A 20,101-nucleotide genomic window follows, 5' to 3' on the forward strand; every position below is an offset into this window, starting at 1 on the left:
TCACTGACCGGACCTCGGCGGAGGGCGTCAGGAGCTAGCCTAGCGGGACAGGGCGTCGCGTACGGCGTCGTCGGTGCGGCCCACCACGGCCGTGCCGTCGTCCGCCGTGATGATGGGGCGCTGGATCAGCTTGGGGTGCTCGGCGAGCGCCGCGACCCAGCGCTCACGGGCGTCCGCGTCGCGCGGCCAGTCCTTGAGGCCGAGCTCCTTGGCGGCGGCCTCCTGGGTGCGGGTGATGTCCCACGGTTCGAGGCCGAGCCGGTCGAGCACGGCCCGGATCTCCTCGGGCGAAGGCACGTCCTCCAGGTAACGGCGCACCGTGTAGTCGGCGCCCTCCGCGTCCAGCAGGTCCACCGCGCTGCGGCACTTCGAGCAGGCCGGATTGATCCAGATCTCCATGCGGCAAGGGTACCTGCGAGACATCCCCAAAGCCCTGCCGGCCAGGGCCGATTGTCAGTGCCCCGCAGTAAAATTGAGGCAGTTAGTGAGGGTTCCCGACCGCCCAGGAGGACGCCCATGACCGCTGCCGTACTCACCTCGCACGCCCCGAAACAGCTGTCCCTCCAGCCCCTGCACAAGGTGCCGCTGCCCGCGGGGCGCCCGCGTGTGTGGTACGAGTCCCACAACCGGCGTCTGAAGGCGATGCGCCTGGCCATCGCCCTGCTCGACACGGGCGTCTACCGCCCCGAGCAGGCGCCCGACCGCGCGATACGCACCATGGCGGCGCTGATCGGGGTGCACCCCCCGTCGGAGGCCACCTGCCGCATGGTGCGCGCGCTGATCTACGACGGCCGCTGATCCGCGACCGGCGCTGACCGCCCGGATCGTGCCTCGGGAAACCGAGGAGACGATTCGGGCGGGGTGGCCGGGTTCGGCGGTGCGGCGGGCTGGCCGGGTGTGGCCGGGTGTGGCCGGGTGTGGTGGGGTGGCCATGGTTGGCCAGGGACGGGCCGGGTTCGGCGCGCCCGGAGGCGCTCCAACTTCCGCCTCAGACCGGCGCGTTCGCCGCGTACTCGTCGAGGAGCCGCGCGGTCGCCTCGTCGACCACGCGATAGCGCACCACCCGCCCCTCCTTCTCGCCGGCGACCGCTCCGGCCGCCCGGAGCAGTCGAAGGGCCTGGGAGACGGCCGGGTCGCGCATGCCCGTCGCCACCGCGAGATCGGAGACGGCCAGCGGGCCCGCCCGGTGCAGAGCGAGGAGCAGGGCGAGCCGGTTGGCGTCGGCGAGCAGCGAGAACCGGTCGGCCCAGGCGCGCACCCGGTCCGGGTCACCGATGGCCGCGACGGCGTCGCAGACCCGGTGGCCGTCGATGATGCGGTGGCCGGCGCGTTCGGCGGGGACGAGATGCATGCCCGCATCCTCGCAGGGCCGTGGCGCCCGGACAGGTGTGATCTTCGATACCTGCACAGCTGTGCAGCTGTGCGGGCAACTGACCAGCGTCTAGGGTGACCTGGCCGTGGTGTTCGGGAAGACCGGTGCGAAACCGGAGCGGCCCTCGCCACTGTGATCGGGTTCTCCGGGTTCCGGAGAGCCGCCGTCCCCTCGCGACGCCACTGGCCAGGATCCACCTGCCCGGGAAGGCCGGGACCAAGGCACCCACCCGTCAGCCAGGAGACCGGCCGCGGCATCTCACGAAGTGATCCACGAGGTGCTGGAGCGTGACCCGAATGACCCTGCCCGTCCGCACGTCCCCCGATACGGGCGCCCCCGTGGTGCCCTCCTTCCGCTGGCGGCGCGAGGACACCGTGCGCACCGCCGTCCTCCTCGCGGTGATAGCCGCCCTCCATGTCGTCGCCTTCGGCGTCCTGTTCCTGCTCGTGGCCCCCGAGCACTACGCCGTCGGCACCAAGACGTACGGCGTCGGCCTCGGCATCACCGCGTACACGCTCGGCATGCGGCACGCCTTCGACGCCGACCACATCGCGGCCATCGACAACACCACCCGCAAGCTGATGGCGGACGGCAAGCGGCCGGTCTCCGTCGGCTTCTGGTTCGCGCTCGGCCACTCCAGCGTCGTGGTCGTCCTGGCCGCCCTGGTGGCGGGCGGCGCGCAGCTCGCCGGCGTCCTCCTGAACGAGGACTCCAGCACCCACCAGGTGCTCGGCGTCGTCGGAACCACCGTCTCCGGTTCCTTCCTGTACCTGATCGCCGCCCTCAACCTGGTGGCGCTCTTCGGCATCCTGAAGGTGTTCCGCGCGATGCGGTCGGGCGCGTACGACGAGCGGGAACTCGAAGCCCACCTGGACTCGCGGGGATTCATGAACCGCATCCTGCGCCGCTTCACCCAGTCCATATCCCGGCCCGGCCAGATGTTCCCGCTGGGCTTCCTCTTCGGCCTGGGCTTCGACACCGCGACCGAGGTCACCCTGATGGTGATGGCCGGAACGGGCGCCGCCGCCGGGCTGCCCTGGTACGCGATCCTGTGCCTGCCCCTGCTGTTCGCCGCCGGGATGAGCCTGTTCGACACCCTCGACGGCACGTTCATGAACTTCGCCTACCAGTGGGCGTTCTCCAACCCGGTGCGCAAGGTCTACTACAACCTCACCATCACGGGCCTCTCGATCGCGGTGGCCTTCTTCATCGGCACCATCGAGCTCGTCGGCGTCCTGCACAAGAAGCTGGACCTCACCGACCCGGTCAGCGGCTGGGTGGCGTCCCTGAACCTGGACAACGTCGGCTTCGTCATCGTCGGCCTGTTCGTGGTGGTGTGGGGGGCGGCCCTGGCGTACTGGCGGTTCGGCAAGGTCGAGCAGAAGTGGGCGGGCGCCGCCTGAGGCGTGGCACCGCCCCGCAGTCAGGCCGTGCCCGAGATGCCGAACGCCCGCCGGCCGTGCGCGAGGAACGCACGCACCGCGGGACTGGGGGAGTGCTTCCAGACGAGGGAGAGGAAGGCGGGCGTCTCGGCGTCGTCGATGAGCCGGGCGGTGAGCCGGTCACGGTAGTGCGCGGCCATCGACTCGCTGAGAACGGCGACGCCGAGCCCGCGGGCGGCGAGGTCGGCGATGGCGTCCGCGGCGCCGGCTTGCAGCGCGATCGTCGGGTGCAGGGACTGCGCGGCGCAGACCCGGTCGAAGACGGCCCGCAGCCCCGTCCCCGGTGGCATGCACACGATCGGGTACGCGCAGAGATCGCGCAGGGTGACCCGGTCCTGCCTGGCGAGGGGGTGCTCGGCCGGGACCGCCGCGACGAGCCGCTCCTCGATGATCGTCAGGGCGTCAAGGCCCTCGTGGGCGGCGGTCGGCGTCCCGATGAGCGCGAGGTCCAGGGTGCTGGCGCGCACCCCGTCGACGAGCCGGTCGGAATGGTCCTCCACAAGTGAGATCTCGACGCCGGGATGGGCCCGGTGGAACGCGGCGAGGGCGTCGAACAGCGGCGTGACGGTGCAGCCGATGACCATGCCGATGCTCAGCCGGCCCCGGATCAGCTCGGTCACCTCGCCCACGGCCTGACGGACCGCCCCGGCGGCGGCGAGCGCGGCCCGGGCGTGGTCGAGGGCGGCCTTTCCGGCGGTGGTGAGCGCGGCGGTGCGGGCCGACCGGTCGAACAGCTCGGCCCCCAACTCCCGCTCCAGCTGCCGGATTTGGGCGCTGACGCCCGACTGGCTGATGTGCACCCGCTCGGCGGCCCGGGTGAAGTTCCGCTCCTCGGCGACCGCGACGAAGTATTCGAGCTGCCTCAAGTCCATGACTGTGGATTCTAGCTCCCATCAGATCCATCTGTTGGACTTCTGATGTGCCCCCGACGAGACTTGGTCGTACGGAAGCACCAGGCGGACGGCCGCCACCACCGAGCCCAGGAGGACCCCATGTCGCAGTACGAGAAGGCCATGCGACCCGAGGACATCACGCGCTTGTTCGTCGAGCGGTCCAACGCCGGCGACGCGGCCGGGGTCGCCGCGCTCTACGAGGAGGACGCGGTGCTGGCCTACCCGCCGGGCAGCCGCACGGTGGGCCGCGAGGCGATCCGCGAACTCTGGGAGAAGGTGCTCGCCCACCGCCCCCACTTCGAACAGGAGCAGCCCCTGCCGACCCTGCTCAACGGCGACCTCGCCCTCACGGCAACCCCCCCGAAGGACGGCACCGGCGCCCGCGCCCAGGTAGCCCGCCGCCAGCCCGACGGCAGCTGGCTCCGCGTACTGGACCAGCCGGAGTTCGTTTCGCGGGGGGAGTGAAGGTCCCCGCCCGCGTCGCGGCTTCGCTCCACGGCGCGGCTGGGCGTCGATCAGATCCGGCCGCTGTTCCCCGTTCACCGATCGTTGTCTCCAGTGTCCTGCCACACTTCACAGTGACGGACAAGGTGCTAAATCGGGGGGTATGGGGACCATGGCACAGACGCGGAAGGGTTACTACCGGGCAGCGCATTACGTGAAGCCGACGACGGTATCCAGCAGGGCCAAAAAGCCCGGGTTTTGGGCGGCGGCTTTGGGCGTGCTCCTGCTGATCGCTGCCTGGAACACCTTCTTCGGAGAGAGTGGCGACGGCACGAAGCCGCAGCCACAGCGGACGGTCCAGTCAGTCACAGGGACGCCGTCCCACTAGCTTGCGGACAGTTCGCCCCCAGAAGGGCCGGACGCGAGGTCTGGGGTTCTGTGCCTCTCCGGCTGCGGACACGGCTGTAGGCAGGGGAGCCGACCGGAGCTGTTCCCAGCAGGCCTGCCAGTCATCCAAATGCTCGTCAGGCAGCCCGCACGCTGAGAGATAGATCCCGATCGTCCGCCATGTCAGGGGCAGATCCTTGCGGTTGAGGAGCTTGCTGACGGTCCCGGCGGAGATCTGCCCGCCGGAACGGTGGCTGATGGCTGTGTGCGTAAGGGCGCCAATGACGCGGACCCGCGCCAACGCGCTGACGAATCCCTCCACGGTGTGGACGGTCGCCGGGTCCGGCCACGTGCGTTGGCTGATACGCCCAGCACTCGGGAGGTCGGTTACAGGGGCCCTGCTGAACGCGGGATTCCAGGCCAACGCGAGCCGCCCATTGCTGTTGCGCTCCCTCCCTTGCGGAACCGGACGGCCCTTGGCCGGGAGTGCCCTACGCAGCGCGCGGAAGACGCTATCGAGATCCAGGTGTTCGGGGCCGCCCACGATCCCGGAACTCAGGAGGGTGAGCAGCTCTCCGGTGAAGGCGGTGTGGCGCTCTCCGGGTGGGGCGAGTGCCTGACGGTTCTCCGAGGCCGCTGTGATCAAGTATGTTCCTTCGACATCGGCCTGCGCAGCCAACTCCGAGGGCCCCATGGTTCCCAAAGCCAACCCGCCGTAACAGCAGTCGAGAATGACGACGGTCCGCTCCGCCTGCCCCTCCAGTAGTGCGCTGCGGACCCAGCTGTACGGAATCCCCGTTTCGACCCGGTGCTGCTGTGACTGCGGCAGTCCCAGGTAGAGGTCGCCCTCTGGCGTGACCAGCCCATGCCCCGCGTAGTACACGAGCAGAGTGTCCCTGGCCGTGGCGCAGGCCTCGCGCAGCGGGTTCATCGCCGTCGCCGCGCTGAAAGGGTTGGACAGCACGGCACAGGCGTCGTTGCCAAGACCCCACGATGTCGGCCCCGTAAGCACCTCCGCCAGGGAGCTGAGGTTGTTGGAGACGGCGGGGAGGTCTTCGAGGATGTCGTACGTGCTCGTGCCGATCAACACCGCCTTCGAAACCCCGGGATCCGGAAACACGCTCAACCGGCCGAACCTTCCTCATCGTTGCGCCTAGCGACGCGGAGGAGCTGTGTGATGCGTTCGATCTCCTCGTCACTGCAATCGGTCAGGGCGTCAACGAGATCCTCGTGCCGGACCGTCACGCGAGAGGCGCGTGGACGTGTCTGCTTCCAGGCAGCAAGCGTCAGGGCGAAGTTGGCGGCACTCCAGCCGTTCTCCGTGACCAACTGCACGATGTCGGCGACTGCCCCCATTTCGCCTGGGCGCGGAGCCTGCTCACACATCTCCACGCTGGCTGTACGCCGAAGGTCGGGGTCCCGGCGGAGCCAGCTCAGCAGGGAGCGCAGCTCGTCGTCCGCCGGCTCTACACGAATCTCCACGCGCATGTGGTCCCCCTCTGTCGTTGTCGCACCCGGACTAAGAAATCCCAACCATGGTCGTGCATGGCCGAGCCCAGAGCGGTCCTTTCACGCAACCACGTGGGGATAGGGCGGAACGAGGCGCAGAGAGACCTGTCTGACGGCTGGATGTCGCCGGTACGCCGGGCCGCTTTTGTTGTTCGGAGCCATCGCGCGCGTTGCAGACGGGTGTCGGAGGCGGGCACGACCAAGGAAGCAACGACACGCCTGACCCCAGATGACGCCTACTGGCTTGCATTAGAAACTCTATGGTGGTCACGAAATAAGCCCTGCGAGCATTTGGCAGACGGAAGGAACGGGCGAGGAAGATGAGCGGGTCTAAGCAGGTCGGCAGCGCAGCGGGCAGCGGGCCTGCCATTCTTTCGGATGCTGCTGATCTCGCAGCCCAGCGGAGCAGGTGGATGAAGCAGGCGTCCTCTGTACCGAACCTCCTCTGTCGGAAAGACGAAATGTTCCCGCTGACTCTCGGGCTGATCCGGATGATTGAGAGCGGTGGAGTTGCCGATCTCGACGCGCGTCCATCACTGGCAAACATTGAGTCTCCGAGAACCTGGCGGCAGTACTCGTACGCGCTGCGCCAGATGGGACTGGTCGAGACTGGAAGGGGTGCCCTACGTCTGACCGCTGAGGGTTCCGACCTGCTCGCAGACGAGACTCGCTCACGCCTCGCTTCTCTGCTCGCTGGTCGGACCCGGCTGTTCACAGAGGCGCTCGGACTACTGGTACGTAAGCCGATGACAGTCGAAGAGGTAAATTCCGAGCTGATTGATGCATATAATCTCGACTGGACAAGCGTAGAAAATACGCGCATGCGGACGACGTGGCTCGAAGTCCTGGGGATGATCGAGTGGCTCGGAGAGCGGAAGTTGGGGGCGACTTCAGACGGCCATGCATTCTTTGCCGCCACGGACATCGTGACACCTCAAGCCTTGGCGATCCACAGCTCCGGCGAAGTGATCGATCTCCCTGGTGTTCCAGAGGAGGTAGCCGCACTTTTGGAACAGCTAGTCGCAAGCCAGGGCGCCCAGGAAGCCAGAAGTACCTACAACATTTGGGTTCCGAGTCCGAAGAGTGACCCCAATAAGATTGAGAACATGCGCACGTGTATTGCGGCGGCCACAGCTCCTATTGAAAAGGAGGCGCTGCTGAGATTCATTGCGGATCGGTTCGGCCTGAAGCGCAGTAGCGTTGATTCGATGTTGCCGTTCATGCGAGCTGCTGGACTTCTGCAAGAAGTGATGCGCGGGGTATTCGCCGCGACTCCGGCAGCCAAGGCTTGGTTGCAGTCGGGATCGGATATTGATTTTATTCGGATTCTTCACGCGAAAATGAGATTCGTCGGCGAGATTATTCGCGCAGCAAATACTAAAGTTCTGCGGAACGATGTATATCGAGAAGGTGTTGAGTACGGCCTGAACAAGGACAAGGTGCGCTGGCGCATCGCGTTCCTGGTTGAGGCGGGTCTCCTAGTCGAAACGTCTTGGTCTTCGGTTCAAGCTACAGCGGTCGGGCTACGCCTCGTTCACACGCTTCCCCTGGCCGCGCCGCGTCGGCTCGAGGCCGCTACGGAATTCGAGCCCGCGTCGACACAGCCAGTACTCACCACGCCGGACGAAGTCGCACGCATCACTGAGGCGTTGAAGCGTACCTCTGCCGACCCATCTGCCGATGGGGCTGCGCCGGGTTCAGCTTTTGAACGGTGCATCGAGAGTGCGTTCCGCCACATGGGTTTTCATGCGCAGCGAATTAGCGGTCCTGGCGATACGGATATTCTGGTGCAGTGGTATGGCCATGGCGGGTCCCTGCGGACTGCGGTTGTGGAGGGAAAGTCGACGTCCTCTGGGAGAGTCGCCCACACTCAGGTTAGTGATGTGGCTATCGATACACACAAGGAAAAGCGTTCGGCGCAGTACGTTGCGATCATCGGCCCGGATTTCAGCGGCGACACCATCAAGAATATGGCGCAGAAAAGACAGTGGGCGCTCATCACGGCTGAGGAGCTGGCGCGCGTCGTCAGTTCCTGCGAGGCCCTGGGTCTCAGGCCAGCGGACGTCGCAATACTTTTCGAGGTGCCTAATGGTTTGTCCAGGCTGATCGAACTGATCGACATCCGGCAGCGCGAACTAGACACTCTGGCCCTCGTGATTTCTCGACTGAAGATTGAGTCGGAAACGGAGGAAGCTGTTTCGGCCCGCGATATTGCGCTGATGGAGCGCGGTTCACAGCTGGCCCCGAATGTTGACGAGCTACTCGAAACATTCAGGCTATTCGATCGCCTCGACTTGGACATTGTGCGGAGTGTCGAGGACGTACACGACCCGCGTTACGCGACGTTTCGCATTGGTGATGCGCGTCCGGCGGCGAAGCGATTGCGCGCTCTTGCGGCTGCGATCGAGAGGGGCCTCCAGCAGGGCGGCGGCTGACGGTGGCCGAAGGGGCAACCGGCACGCGTGCGCGAGCACAAGACCGCGGGCCCCTCCTGCGCTTAGGAGGGGCCCGCGGGCGAAGTCAAAGGCCAAATCAGCCGTGGATTCCTACAGGTCGAAGTACAGCTCGAACTCGTGCGGGTGCGGGCGGAGTTGGATCGGGGCGATTTCCGCCGTGCGCTTGTAGTCGATCCAGGTCTCGATCAGGTCGGAGGTGAAGACACCGCCGGCCTGGAGGTACTCGTTGTCCGCCTCAAGGGCGTCCAGGACGGCCGGGAGCGAGGTCGGGACCTGCTGGACGCCCGCGTGCTCCTCGGGGGCCAGCTCGTAGAGGTCCTTGTCGATCGGCTCGGCCGGCTCGATCTTGTTCTTGATGCCGTCGAGGCCCGCGAGCAGCAGCGCCGAGAAGGCGAGGTACGGGTTGGAGGACGGGTCCGGGGCGCGGAACTCGACGCGCTTGGCCTTCGGGTTGGAGCCCGTGATCGGGATGCGCATCGCGGCGGAGCGGTTGCGCTGCGAGTACACCATGTTGACCGGGGCCTCGAAACCGGGGACCAGGCGGTGGTAGGAGTTCACCGTCGGGTTGGTGAAGGCCAGCAGCGACGGGGCGTGCTTGAGGATGCCGCCGATGTAGTAGCGCGCCATGTCCGAGAGGCCCGCGTAGCCCTGCTCGTCGTAGAACAGCGGGTCGCCGCCGGCCCACAGGGACTGGTGGACGTGCATGCCCGAGCCGTTGTCGCCGAAGATCGGCTTCGGCATGAAGGTGGCGGTCTTGCCGTTGCGCCAGGCGACGTTCTTCACGATGTACTTGAAGAGCATCAGGTCGTCGGCCGCGGCGAGCAGCGTGTTGAACTTGTAGTTGATCTCGGCCTGGCCGGCCGTGCCCACCTCGTGGTGCTGGCGCTCGACCTGGAGGCCGGAGTTCTCCAGCTCCAGGGAGATCTCGGCACGCAGGTCGGCGAAGTGGTCGACCGGCGGGGCGGGGAAGTAACCGCCCTTGTAACGGACCTTGTAGCCGCGGTTGTTCTCCGTCGACCCGGTGTTCCAGGCGCCGGCCTCGGAGTCGATGTGGTAGAAGCTCTCGTTCGCCGACGTCTGGAAGCGGACGTTGTCGAAGACGTAGAACTCCGCCTCGGGGCCGAAGTACGCGGTGTCCGCGATGCCGGTGGAGGCGAGGTAGGCCTCGGCCTTCTTGGCGATGTTGCGCGGGTCGCGGCTGTACTGCTCGCCCGTGATCGGGTCGTGGATGAAGAAGTTGATGTTGACCGTCTTGTCCTTGCGGAACGGGTCGAGGCGTGCCGTCGACAGGTCCGCGCGGAGAGCCATGTCGGACTCGTGGATGGCCTGGAAACCACGGATCGACGAGCCGTCGAAGGCGAGCTCCTCGGCCGGGTCGAACGCCTTCGCGGGGATCGTGAAGTGCTGCATCACGCCCGGCAGGTCACAGAACCGGACGTCGACGAACTTCACGTCGTTGTCCGCGATGAACTTCTTCGCGTCGTCGGCGTTCTGGAACATCCAACTCCTCCTACTCCCACCCGGGGAGGGGCGGGGTTGCAGCTCGGTCGTGCGGCCAGTGCGGTGGCACACGCTGGACCCGACCATAGGCAGGCGGGATTTCCCAAGCGTGACCCGTTTGTTTCGCCCAAGTTAACCGGCCTGGTGGCGAAGGTGCCAAGGCCGACCCGGCCCGAAGTGATCGAAAACGGGCGCAGTACCGTGGATCCGTGGACAACAGGCAAGCAATCGGATCGTGGCTCTCGGGACCCCGCGCGGCCGCCGAGGAGATGGGCGTCGACTTCGGCTACCGGGGCCAGCGGCTCGGTCTGCCCAAGGACGGGCCCGGCTCCGTGGCCCCGCTCGGCCGGCGCTTCGGCGCCATCTTCATCGACTGGGGCCTGTGCGCCCTGATCGCCTACGGGCTGCTCGCCCACGGCGACACGCGCGCCGCCAACAACTGGGCGCTGCTGCTGTTCCTCGTGCTGGGCGTACTGACGGTCGGGACCGTCGGGTTCACCCCGGGCAAGCGCCTGCTCGGCCTGCGGGTGGTGGCGGAGGAGGGCGGCCGGCTCGGCCTCGTCCGCGTCACGCTTCGCACCGTACTGCTGTGCCTGGCGATCCCCGCGCTGATCTGGGACCGCGACGGCCGCGGCCTGCACGACCGCCTCGCCCGCGCGGTCCAGGTCAGGATCTGACCGCTTCGCCACCCCCGGCGTTTCGGGGCGTACGACGTCAGAAGGCGGCCCGGACCATGTCGGTCCGGGCCGCCTTCGTATGCGGACGATTCGTATGCGAACGAGGTGAGGGTCAGCGCATCTTTCCGCCGCGCGGCATCCGCGAGCCCTTGGGCATCGGACCCTTCGGCAGCGGCATGTTGCTCATCAGGTCGCCCATGGCGCGCAGCCGGTCGTTGGCCGCGGTCACCTGCGGGCCCGAGAGCACCCGGGGGAGCTTCAGGAGGGTGGTGCGCACCTTCTTCAGGGGCACCTGGCCCTCGCCGTCGCCGACGATCACGTCGTGGACGGGGACGTCCACCACGATGCGGGCCATCTTCTTCTTCTCGGCGGCCAGCAGGGACTTCACCCGGTTCGGGTTGCCCTCGGCCACCAGCACGACACCGGCCCGGCCGACCGCCCGGTGGACGACGTCCTGGCTGCGGTTCATCGCCACGGCCGGGGTGGTGGTCCAGCCCCGCCCGATGTTTTGCAGCACCGCGGCCGCCGCGCCCGGCTGGCCCTCCATCTGTCCGAACGCCGCCCGCTCGGCACGCCGTCCGAAGACGATTGCCATCGCGAGCACGGCCACCAGGAGGCCCAGGATGCCGAGATAGACCGGGTGCCCGAGCAGGAACCCGATCGCCAGGAAGACGCCGAGAACGACGATTCCCACGCCAGTGATGACAAGCCCGATCTTGGAGTCGGCCTTGCGGGTCATCTTGTAGGTCAGGGCGATCTGCTTCAGTCGCCCCGCATTCGCATCGTTCGCAGCGCTCTCTGCGGTTGCCTTCCTCGCCATAGCAGGAAGTTTACGTGGCCTAGGAGCGCCGGGTGGCCACGGCCTCCAGTACGTGCTGGGCCTCGACCCGGTCCTTGGCCCGGCGCCGATCCTCCAGGACCGCGGTCCAGGCGTTGCGACGGGCGGTGCGCTGGCCGGAGCCCATGATCAGCGACTCCATGACGCGCAGCGCGCCGGTGACGGAGTCGAGCGTGGTGGCTCGCACGGTCTGCGGAGCGGTAACGGGAGAGGTAACGGCCTGCATCGTCGAGGTCCCCCCTCGGGACGGGAAGTGGGAAGCGGGCGGTGGGGTACGGGGTGTGGGGGTGTGCGCGGTGCGTAGAGCCATCGTCACTGATTGGTGTTACCAGGGCGTGTCGAAGCGGTCAAACGCCAATGAAACCTTTACGCGCCCCGGCAAAACACTGACGCGACCCGTACGCCCGCCCCGACCTGCGGGGAAGGTACGGGCCGCGTCGATGAGGCCATTACCGATCGGTAGTCGCTTGTGAGCGGGTTCACGCGACCCGCGCCCGGGTCAGGCCGTGGTGGCGGCGCTCCGGGCTTCCATCGCCTGCTGGTACAGCCGGCCGGCGCGGTAGGAGGAGCGGACCAGTGGGCCCGACATCACACCGGAGAAGCCGATCTCGTCGGCCTCCTCCTTCAGCTCCACGAACTCCTGCGGCTTCACCCAGCGCTCGACCGGGTGGTGGCGCACGGAGGGGCGCAGGTACTGGGTGATCGTGATGAGTTCGCAACCCGCCTCGTGCAGGTGCTGGAGCGCCTCACTGACCTCCTCGCGGGTCTCGCCCATGCCGAGGATCAGGTTCGACTTGGTGATCAGGCCGTAGTCGCGGGCCTGGGTGATCACGTCGAGGGAGCGCTCGTAACGGAAGCCGGGGCGGATCCGCTTGAAGATCCGCGGCACGGTCTCGACGTTGTGCGCGAAGACCTCGGGGCGGGAGGAGAAGACCTCTTCGAGCTGCTCGGGGACCGCGTTGAAGTCGGGCGCCAGGAGCTCGACCTTGGTGCGGCCCTCGGCGCGGTCCGCGGTCTGCGCGTGGATCTGGCGCACCGTCTCCGCGTACAGCCAGGCACCGCCGTCCGCGAGGTCGTCGCGGGCGACGCCGGTGATGGTCGCGTAGTTCAGGTCCATCGTGACGACGGACTCGCCGACGCGGCGCGGCTCGTCACGGTCGAGCGCCTCGGGCTTGCCCGTGTCGATCTGGCAGAAGTCGCAGCGCCGGGTGCACTGGTCGCCGCCGATGAGGAAGGTCGCCTCGCGGTCCTCCCAGCACTCGAAGATGTTCGGACAGCCAGCCTCCTGGCAGACCGTGTGCAGCCCCTCGCTCTTCACCAGCTTCTGGAGCTGGTTGTACTCGGGGCCCATCTTCGCCCGGGTCTTGATCCACTCGGGCTTGCGCTCGATGGGGGTCTGGCTGTTCCGGACCTCCAGGCGCAGCATCTTGCGTCCGTCGGGTGCGACTGCGGACACGTCCGGCTCCCTGTGACTTCGATTCTTCGGCGAACCCTAGGGTACGCCCGTTGTTTGCTCGGGTTCGGTGCGGCTTCCCCCGGGGGGTAACTCGCGGGGGGTTCGGCCACATTCCCCTGCCGAGCTCCCGGGAGCTCGGCCCCCGGGGAGCCGGGTCCGCTACGCGGAGGCCCGCTCGATCTCGCGCGGGGCCAGTTCCGCGTGCTCCAGGATGTCCTTGAGGTGGCGCTCGACCACGGGGAGCACCTCCTCGATCGTGACCTCGCGGCCCAGCTCGTAGGAGAGCGAGGTCACACCCGCGTCCCGGATCCCGCACGGCACGATCCGGTCGAACCAGGTGTTGTCCGGGTTCACGTTGAAGGAGAAGCCGTGCATCGTGACGCCCTTGGCGACGCGGATGCCGATCGCCGCCAGCTTGCGGTCCTCGCGGCGCTGGCCGGCGTTGGAGGGCGCGTACTCGGGGCCGTTGAGGCGGGCGTCGAACTCGTCGTCGTGCAGACGCGGGTCGAAGTCGAGGGAGAGGCCGCCGAGCTTCGGGCGCTGCTCGATCGGGTCGCCCAGGACCCAGACGCCGCTGCGGCCCTCGATCCGGGTGGTGGCGAGGCCGAAGTCGGCGGCGGTACGGATCAGGGCCTCTTCGAGACGGCGTACGTGCGCGACGACGTCCACCGGGCGGGGCAGCTTCTGGATCGGGTAGCCGACCAGCTGGCCCGGGCCGTGCCAGGTGATCTTGCCGCCGCGGTCGACGTCGATGACGGGGGTGCCGTCCAGGGGGCGCTCGCTGTCCTCGGTGCGCCGCCCCGCCGTGTAGACCGGCGGGTGCTCCAGGAGCAGACACGTGTCCGGAACCTCGTCGGCGAACCGGGCCGCGTGCACCCGGCGCTGCTCGTCCCAGGCCTCCTGGTACTCGACCGCGTCCTTGCCGAATCCCAGCCGGACAAATCGCAGCTCGTTCACGCCAGCTCTCCCGTCGAACGTCTCGGATGCGTCCCGTGCGCGCTCCTCACTGTACGACCGTGTTCGACAACCCCCGTACGCCCCTGACCCCGGCAGAAACGGCACGTCACCACACGATCGGATGAATGCGGGGCGAAGGTGGCGGCACCGGCCGTATTGACCGCTAAATTCTCGCCGTTCCATGAGGGCTGCAAGGTTGGCCCGGAAGGCAGGAGAACGCAGAGCTGATGACGGAACGACCCTCGCAGCGCACCCCCAACCGCCAGCTCGCCGCACTCATCGCAGAAGCCGGGTTCTCCAATGCCGGCCTCGCCCGCCGCGTTGACCAGCTCGGTCTCGAGCACGGCCTGGACCTGCGCTACGACAAGACCTCGGTGACCCGATGGCTGCGCGGCCAGCAACCACGCGGCACCACACCCGCCCTCATCGCCGAGGTGTTCACCCGGCGGCTCGGCCGCCGGCTCTCCGCGCAGGACCTGGGCCTGGATGCCTGCGCGCCGGTGTACGCCGGTCTGGAGTTCGCGGCGACCCCGGAGGAGGCCGTCGACATCGTCAGCGGTCTGTGGCGCAAGGACTCGGGCAGCCACGCCGAACTCCGCAAGATCGCGTTCACCCCCGCGGGCCTGGTGGTCCCGAGCCGGGACTGGCTGATCGGGCGGGCCGACGACCGGGTGGGCCGCGGCGAGCCGAACCCCCAGGCCCAGACGGCCCGCATCCCCGTCCAGGGCCGCCCCTCGGTGCCGCGCCAGCGCACCACCGACCGCGGGCCGGGACAGCGGGTGACCGGCGGGGACATCGCGGCGCTGCGCTCGGTGGCCGAACTGTTCCGCACGCTGGACCACGCCTACGGCGGCGGCCACGCGCGCCAGGCACTGGTGCGCTATCTGGAGCACGAGGCCGAGCCGATGCTGCGGGGCACCTACGGCGAGAACGTGGGGCGCCGGCTCTTCGCGGCCGCGGCCGACCTGACCAGACTGGCCGGCTGGACCTCGTACGACATCGCGGCGCACGGGCTCGCCCAGCGCTACTTCGTGCAGGCGCTGCGGCTCGCCCAGGCCGCGGGGGACCGGGCGTACGGCTCCTATGTGCTGGTCACCATGAGCCGGCAGGCCGTCTACCTCGGGCACGGCCGCGAGGCGGTGCAGCTGGCCCGGGTCGCCCAGCAGGGCGTCGGATCGGCGGCGCCGCCCGTGGTGCAGTCGCTGCTCAACGCTGTGGAGGCGCGCGGGCACGGGGTGCTCGGCGAGGTCCGCGCCTGTACGGCGTCGCTGGCCCGGGCCGAGCGGGCCCTGGAGAGCGCGCGGCCCGGCGACGACGTGCCGCACTGGGGGCGGTACTTCGACGAGGCACAGCTCGCCGACGAGTTCGGCCACTGCCACCGCGACCTCCAGCAGTACCGCACCGCCGCCCAGCACGCGGAGCGCTCGCTGCAACTGCGCGCGCCGGGCTATGCCCGCTCCCGGCTGTTCAGCCGGGTCGTGCTCGCCACCGCCCGGCTCGGCCTCGGCGAACTCGACCAGGCCTGCGCGCTGGGCGCGGAAGCGGCGCAGCAGGCCAGCGAGATGAGGTCGGCGCGCGCCGTGGAGTACGTACGTGACTTCGAGCGCCGCCTGGAGCCGTACCGGGACGCGGCGGCGGTGCGCACCTACCGGGACCGGGTGGCCGCGCTGGGCTGAGCGCGGCTGCCGGGACCGGGTGGTTGCGCTGGGCTGAGCGTGCTGGGGGGGCGAGCGGGGGGCGCGGGTGGTCAGGCCGCCTTGTGGATCACCTCCGCCGTCGCCTGCCAGGACGGGACGCCCAGATCGGTGAGGATCGCCCGGGCGGCGCGCCGGCCCGAGTACAGGGCGCCCTGCACGGTGCCGGTGTCGCGGTGGTCGCCGCAGACGTACAGGCCGGCGAGCAGCCGCACCGGGCGGCGCAGATCGTGCGGGGCGGGCATCGAGGGCACCGCCTGCGGGGTGTGGTGCACGGCCAGCAGCTCCCACGCCCGCGTGGACGTGGCGTACAGACGCGCCAGTTGACGGCGTACGGCGTCCTCCAGATCGGCGGGCGGGGGGCCGAGCACGGTCGAGGTGACCAGGGCCCGGCCGTGCGGCGCGCGGCTCGGATCGACCTCGCTCATCACCGAGGTGTACGCCACCGGCCCGCTGCGGTCCGCGTCGAGGAGCAGCGCCGGGTCGGCCAGCGGCGACCTCGCCATGGTGTGGTGCAGCACGGTCAGGGGATGGAAGTCCGGGACCCGTAGACCGGGCAGCAGCTCGGCGGCGGCGGGTGCGTCGGTGGCCAGGAGCACGGAGCGGCAGCCCAGCACGCCGTGGTCGGCGGTGGTGACCGAGGTCGTGGCGACGGAGGTCACCTTCACGTCGGTACGCACCGTGCCGGGCGGCAGGGCCCGGGCGAGCAACTCGGGCAGGGTGGCCGCGCCGCCCGCCGGGACGCACAGCCGGCCGCGGGCGAAACCGCGCAGCGCCAGGTCGGCGCAGCGGCTCGACGTGGTCAGGTCCGGGTCGCAGAGCAGCGCGGAGAGCAGGGGGCGCAGGAAGCCGTCCAGGGTGCGGGCGGGCAGGCCCCGCCCCAACAGGGCCTGGCCGATGGGGAGTTCGGGGCGCGCGGTGAGCCGCTCGACGGGGGTCGCGGCCAGCCGGGCGAGCGCCTTGCCGAGCCGGGCCTGATCGAGGGCGCCGCCGAGCGGGGTGACCGCGCCCCGAGGGGCGCTCGCACGGGCGCGCGCGGCGGCCAGTGCGCCCCGTGCGCTCCCTGTCACGCCGGCCCGGTAGTGCCGGCCCTCGCTGTGCACGAGGGCGCCCGGCGAGAACGCCCGCAGCGGCACGTCCGCCAGGCCCGGGGTGCGGCGCAGTTCCGGGTACGAGGTCGAGAGAAGCTGGCCTATCCGGTCCAGCCGGAAGCCGTCGACCGAGGCGGTCGACATGCGGCCGCCCACGTCGGGGGCGGCCTCCAGGACGCTGACCGCGACTCCCGCGCCGGTCAGCTGATGAGCCGCTGACAGGCCCGCGAGCCCGGCCCCCACGATGAGTACGTCCGCATGGTGTGCGGTACTGAGCACGTGGCCCTCCCCGAGGTAGGCGCGGTAGGTGGAGGCCTCATGCCCCCAACTGGCCCACGGAATGCCGGAGTTCGGGGAGAGAGTAGGTATCTTCTCGGGGTTCGGGGTGGTGCGCGTGGGGGTGGGCGTTGGGGCATGGCGGGCGCACGGTTGCCCTCCGGGGGTGGGCCGTGGCTCTTGCCGGGGTGGCCCACCTCCGCCACCCCCCACCCGGGGCTCCGCCCGGCCCGGCCCCCAGCGTGCTCCGGGGACGACGGTCGCGCAGTTCCCCGCGCCCCTAACCCCTCTCGATCCCGGCGGACCGTGCCCGCTTCTCGCGCAGTTCCCCGCGCCCCTAAAGACCCATCGGTGTGCGGGTCGTGGTCGCTTCTCGCGCGGTTCCTCGCGCCCCCAAGGAACCCGTTTTCGTCTGCGGGCCGTGGGTGGCTGGGCGCGCAGTTCCCCGCGCCCCTAAAGACGCTTCGGTCTGCGGGTCGTGGTCGCTTTTTGCGCGGTTCCTCGCGCCCCTGAAGAACCAACCCGTTTTCGTCTGCGGGCCGTGGGTGGTTGGGCGCGCAGTTCCCCGCGCCCCTAACTACTTGGTGCTGGCCAGCACCTTCAGCCTGTCCGGCGATTGAGGACGAGCGCCCTTAAGGCGCGAACGGGGTCTGGGGCGGAGCCCCAGGGGCCCGGGGCTGTCCAACCCCCGTCACGGGCGGGTGGGTGGGCAAACGCGGTGGGGTCTGGGGCGGAGCCCCAGGGGGGCCGGGGTCAGCCAACCCTGGGGCTCAGGGGGTTGGGGGAACCCCCTGGCTTGCTGCCGTGCGGATCGCCGGCTCGATTTCGGGGAAGGCGAAACTGAACCCCGCCGACAGCAGCCGCCCCGGCCGCACCCGCTGCCCGCCCAGGACATCCCCCGCCGCCTCCCCCAGCACAAGCCGAACCGCCGCCGCCGGCACGGGCAGCAGGGCCGGGCGGCGCAGCACCCGGGACATCGCCGCCGTCACCTCCCGGTTCGTCACCGGCTCCGGCGCCGTCAGGTTCACCGGCCCCGAAAGGGACTCCGTGTCCACCAGGAACCGCAGCGCCGCCACCTCGTCGTGCAGCGCGATGAACGACCAGTACTGGCGCCCGCTGCCGAGCCGGCCCCCAAGCCCCGCCCGGAACAGCGGGATCAGCTTCGCCCAGGCGCCGCCGTGGCGGGCCACCACCAGTCCCGTACGCGCGAACACCGTCCGGATGCCCGCCTCCCGGGCCGGGGCCGCCGCCTCTTCCCACTCCACGCACACCGAGGGCAGGAAGCCCTCGCCCGGCGGCGCCGACTCGTCCACCAACCGGTCGCCCGTGTCGCCGTAGTAGCCGATCGCCGACCCGCTGACCAGCACCTTCGGCGGGGTGTCGAGCGAGGCGAGCGCCTCGGCGAGCGCGGCCGTGCCGAGCAGCCGGCTGTCCCGGATCTCCTTCTTGTACGCGGCGGTCCACCGGTGGTCGGCCACGCCCGCCCCCGCCAGATGCACCACCGCTTCGCAGCCGGCCAGCCCCGCCGCGTCCACGTACTGGCGTACCGGATCCCAGGCGACCTCGTCGGGTGCGCCCGGCCGGCGCCGTACGAGACGGAGCACCTCGTGCCCGTCCGCCCGCAGCGAGCGCACCAGCTCCGTACCGATCAGTCCTGTCGAACCCGTCACCGCGATCTTCATGGAGTCCATCCTCGCGCTCGCCGGCCCGTGGCACAGTGACCGCATGGCCGAGTCGTCCCGCGATCCCCGTCCTTCTCCTCCCACCCCTGCCGTGTCGCCCGTGCGGATTCGCCCCGCCCGGCGCTCGGACGGCGAGGCGCTGGGCGCGCTCACCCGGGCCGTCTGGTCCCCGCTGCATTCCGTGCAGCCGCGCCCGACCGAGCCGTACGAGCCGTTCTTCGACGAGCGGCACGAGGCCGCGGACTACCTCGTGGCCGAGGTGGACGGCGAACTCGCGGGGTTCATCCGGCTGGTGCCCGCCACGCCGCTCGCCTGCAACCGGCACGTCCGGCAGATCCAGGGGCTCGAAGTCGCCGAGGCGGCCCGCGGCCGGGGCGTGGCCCGGGCCCTGCTGCACGCGGCGTACGACGCCTCCCGCAGGCAGGGCGCCACCCGCATCACGTTGCGCGTGCTCGGCCACAACACGCCGGCCCGCACGCTGTACGCGGCGGAGGGCTTCGCCGTCGAGGGCGTACTGCCGGGCGAGTTCCTCATCGAGGGCAGGTACGCGGACGACGTCCTGATGGGGCGCTCCCTGCTGGAAGGCTGACCCGGGCGCTCGAAAACCGACCCGGGCGGCCCGGCGAAATCCGGTCCCACGGGCATCACCCGCGGCCCGGCGAGATCCGGTCCCACGGGCATCACCCCCGCGCCCTCACCGCCCCAACAGCCGCATCCCGCCCGTCAGTTCGCGCAGACAGCGCACCGCGAGTTCGGCGGGGGAGCCGGTGCCCGAGACCGGGGCGTCCGTCGCGGCCCAGGCCTCCAGCGCCACCCGGATCGCGTCCGTGGCCGCGGCCGCGGCGAGCCGTACCTCCAGGGCGTCCGCCCCCGGCCCCGCGAGGCGGGCGAGCACGGGCAGCAGGCGCTCCTCGGAGTCCTGGTTGACCCGGTACCAGACCGCGCGCAGCGCCGCGTCGTGCTCGGCCGCGCGCAACAGGCCCCGGGTCCAGTGCAGTTGCTCGACGGCGGGTGCGTCGGGCGCCGCGAGGGCCTCCCGCACGGCGGAATCCAGGATCGCGGCGAGCGGGCCCGGTTCGGCCGCTTCCAGGAGCGCCCGCCAGCGTTCGGCGCCGCCGGACAGGAGCGGGCCGACCGCGTCCTGCTTGGAGCGGAAGTAGCGGTAGAAGGTGCGCAGCGCGACCCCGGAGTGCCGGGCGATGGCCTCGGCGGTGGTGCCGTCGGGCCCGTGCTCGGCGAAGAGCGCGGCCGCGGCGCGGGCGATGTCGAGCTGGGTCGCGGCCTTGCGGCGCTCGGTCAGCGAGGGCCGGGACGGGGAGGCGGGCTGCGGATCGGAGGCGGTCACGTCGTCAGCGTACGCGCGCACCCAGGTGGTATGCACGCTTTGACGACATGGCAAAACGTGTCACCTGGGCGTACGGTGGTGT

20 protein-coding genes and 1 riboswitch are annotated in these 20,101 nt (G+C 69.8%); of the genes, 7 read left to right on the forward strand and 13 right to left on the reverse strand.

Annotation, left to right across the window (positions count from 1 at the left end; genetic code table 11):
• Window positions 1–39: 39 nt before the first annotated feature.
• Window positions 40–399 (reverse strand): arsenate reductase family protein, encoded by a 360-nt coding sequence (locus DWB77_RS27325; RefSeq protein WP_120724025.1) that lies wholly within the window; start codon window positions 397–399, stop codon window positions 40–42.
• A gap of 117 nt (window positions 400–516) precedes the next feature.
• Between DWB77_RS27325 and DWB77_RS27330 the strand changes: the two genes are divergently transcribed.
• The gene (locus DWB77_RS27330) at window positions 517–798 is read left to right on the forward strand and encodes a hypothetical protein (RefSeq protein ID WP_120724027.1); all 282 of its coding nucleotides are present in this window, start codon (window positions 517–519) and stop codon (window positions 796–798) included.
• Between the two features lie 190 nt (window positions 799–988).
• Here DWB77_RS27330 and DWB77_RS27335 read toward each other — a convergent pair whose 3' ends face one another.
• Window positions 989–1,351 carry a metalloregulator ArsR/SmtB family transcription factor gene (locus DWB77_RS27335; RefSeq protein WP_120724028.1) on the reverse strand — a complete coding sequence of 121 codons (363 nt, stop codon included), beginning with the start codon at window positions 1,349–1,351 and terminating at the stop codon, window positions 989–991.
• Between the two features lie 90 nt (window positions 1,352–1,441).
• A riboswitch (cobalamin riboswitch) is annotated at window positions 1,442–1,639 on the forward strand.
• A gap of 29 nt (window positions 1,640–1,668) precedes the next feature.
• Here DWB77_RS27335 and DWB77_RS27340 point away from each other — a divergent pair.
• Entirely contained in the window at window positions 1,669–2,775 is a 1,107-nt protein-coding gene (locus DWB77_RS27340) for a HoxN/HupN/NixA family nickel/cobalt transporter (RefSeq protein ID WP_120724030.1), read from the forward strand.
• A gap of 20 nt (window positions 2,776–2,795) precedes the next feature.
• On the opposite strand, the gene DWB77_RS27345 is transcribed toward DWB77_RS27340, so the two are convergent.
• A complete protein-coding gene (locus DWB77_RS27345; protein WP_120724032.1) occupies window positions 2,796–3,686 on the reverse strand; it encodes a LysR family transcriptional regulator in 891 nt (296 codons plus the stop codon).
• A gap of 120 nt (window positions 3,687–3,806) precedes the next feature.
• Here DWB77_RS27345 and DWB77_RS27350 point away from each other — a divergent pair, with 120 nt between their 5' ends.
• Window positions 3,807–4,172, forward strand: a complete 366-nt coding sequence (locus DWB77_RS27350) for a YybH family protein (protein ID WP_120724034.1) — start codon at window positions 3,807–3,809, stop codon at window positions 4,170–4,172.
• A gap of 340 nt (window positions 4,173–4,512) precedes the next feature.
• Here DWB77_RS27350 and DWB77_RS27355 read toward each other — a convergent pair whose 3' ends face one another.
• The gene (locus DWB77_RS27355) at window positions 4,513–5,658 is read right to left on the reverse strand and encodes a caspase family protein (RefSeq protein ID WP_246033929.1); all 1,146 of its coding nucleotides are present in this window, start codon (window positions 5,656–5,658) and stop codon (window positions 4,513–4,515) included.
• A 2-nt stretch (window positions 5,659–5,660) separates the two neighbouring features.
• A complete protein-coding gene (locus tag DWB77_RS27360) occupies window positions 5,661–6,026 on the reverse strand; it encodes an effector-associated constant component EACC1 (RefSeq protein WP_120724038.1) in 366 nt (121 codons plus the stop codon).
• A gap of 434 nt (window positions 6,027–6,460) precedes the next feature.
• On the opposite strand from DWB77_RS27360, the gene DWB77_RS27365 reads away from it, so the two are divergent.
• Complete coding sequence (locus DWB77_RS27365; RefSeq protein WP_162952632.1) at window positions 6,461–8,482, forward strand: restriction endonuclease; 2,022 nt, start codon at window positions 6,461–6,463, stop codon at window positions 8,480–8,482.
• A 111-nt stretch (window positions 8,483–8,593) separates the two neighbouring features.
• On the opposite strand, the gene glnA is transcribed toward DWB77_RS27365, so the two are convergent.
• Window positions 8,594–10,003, reverse strand: coding sequence for a type I glutamate--ammonia ligase (gene glnA / locus DWB77_RS27370; RefSeq protein ID WP_120724042.1), 1,410 nt, complete (start codon window positions 10,001–10,003; stop codon window positions 8,594–8,596).
• A 209-nt stretch (window positions 10,004–10,212) separates the two neighbouring features.
• Between glnA and DWB77_RS27375 the strand changes: the two genes are divergently transcribed.
• Entirely contained in the window at window positions 10,213–10,680 is a 468-nt protein-coding gene (locus DWB77_RS27375) for an RDD family protein (protein ID WP_120724044.1), read from the forward strand.
• 112 nt (window positions 10,681–10,792) lie between these two features.
• On the opposite strand, the gene DWB77_RS27380 is transcribed toward DWB77_RS27375, so the two are convergent.
• From DWB77_RS27380 to lipB, 4 genes are all read right to left on the reverse strand, one after another.
• Complete coding sequence (locus DWB77_RS27380; RefSeq protein ID WP_120724045.1) at window positions 10,793–11,500, reverse strand: DUF4191 domain-containing protein; 708 nt, start codon at window positions 11,498–11,500, stop codon at window positions 10,793–10,795.
• Between the two features lie 19 nt (window positions 11,501–11,519).
• Window positions 11,520–11,744 (reverse strand): SCO2195 family GlnR-regulated protein, encoded by a 225-nt coding sequence (locus DWB77_RS27385; RefSeq protein ID WP_120724047.1) that lies wholly within the window; start codon window positions 11,742–11,744, stop codon window positions 11,520–11,522.
• A 273-nt stretch (window positions 11,745–12,017) separates the two neighbouring features.
• The gene (lipA, locus tag DWB77_RS27390; protein ID WP_120724049.1) at window positions 12,018–12,974 is read right to left on the reverse strand and encodes a lipoyl synthase; all 957 of its coding nucleotides are present in this window, start codon (window positions 12,972–12,974) and stop codon (window positions 12,018–12,020) included.
• A 159-nt stretch (window positions 12,975–13,133) separates the two neighbouring features.
• Window positions 13,134–13,931 carry a lipoyl(octanoyl) transferase LipB gene (lipB, locus tag DWB77_RS27395; RefSeq protein ID WP_120724051.1) on the reverse strand — a complete coding sequence of 266 codons (798 nt, stop codon included), beginning with the start codon at window positions 13,929–13,931 and terminating at the stop codon, window positions 13,134–13,136.
• Between the two features lie 227 nt (window positions 13,932–14,158).
• Here lipB and DWB77_RS27400 point away from each other — a divergent pair, with 227 nt between their 5' ends.
• Window positions 14,159–15,607: a regulator gene (locus tag DWB77_RS27400; protein ID WP_120724053.1), complete on the forward strand. Its 1,449-nt coding sequence runs from the start codon at window positions 14,159–14,161 to the stop codon at window positions 15,605–15,607.
• Window positions 15,608–15,678: 71 nt separating this feature from the next.
• Here the strand turns inward: DWB77_RS27400 and DWB77_RS27405 are convergent, their stop codons facing one another.
• Together DWB77_RS27405 and DWB77_RS27410 are read right to left on the reverse strand one after the other, a co-directional pair.
• On the reverse strand, window positions 15,679–16,995 hold the full coding sequence (locus tag DWB77_RS27405) for an NAD(P)/FAD-dependent oxidoreductase (RefSeq protein ID WP_120724055.1): 1,317 nt from the start codon (window positions 16,993–16,995) through the stop codon (window positions 15,679–15,681).
• Window positions 16,996–17,762: 767 nt separating this feature from the next.
• Window positions 17,763–18,683 (reverse strand): TIGR01777 family oxidoreductase, encoded by a 921-nt coding sequence (locus tag DWB77_RS27410; protein WP_120724057.1) that lies wholly within the window; start codon window positions 18,681–18,683, stop codon window positions 17,763–17,765.
• A gap of 34 nt (window positions 18,684–18,717) precedes the next feature.
• On the opposite strand from DWB77_RS27410, the gene DWB77_RS27415 reads away from it, so the two are divergent.
• Window positions 18,718–19,263, forward strand: a complete 546-nt coding sequence (locus DWB77_RS27415) for a GNAT family N-acetyltransferase (protein WP_120724058.1) — start codon at window positions 18,718–18,720, stop codon at window positions 19,261–19,263.
• 105 nt (window positions 19,264–19,368) lie between these two features.
• Here the strand turns inward: DWB77_RS27415 and DWB77_RS27420 are convergent, their stop codons facing one another.
• Window positions 19,369–20,019, reverse strand: a complete 651-nt coding sequence (locus tag DWB77_RS27420; RefSeq protein ID WP_120728321.1) for a TetR/AcrR family transcriptional regulator — start codon at window positions 20,017–20,019, stop codon at window positions 19,369–19,371.
• Window positions 20,020–20,101 lie beyond the last annotated feature (82 nt).

It is taken from the genome of Streptomyces hundungensis (genome assembly GCF_003627815.1).
In the GTDB taxonomy this organism is placed as follows: domain Bacteria; phylum Actinomycetota; class Actinomycetes; order Streptomycetales; family Streptomycetaceae; genus Streptomyces; species Streptomyces hundungensis_A.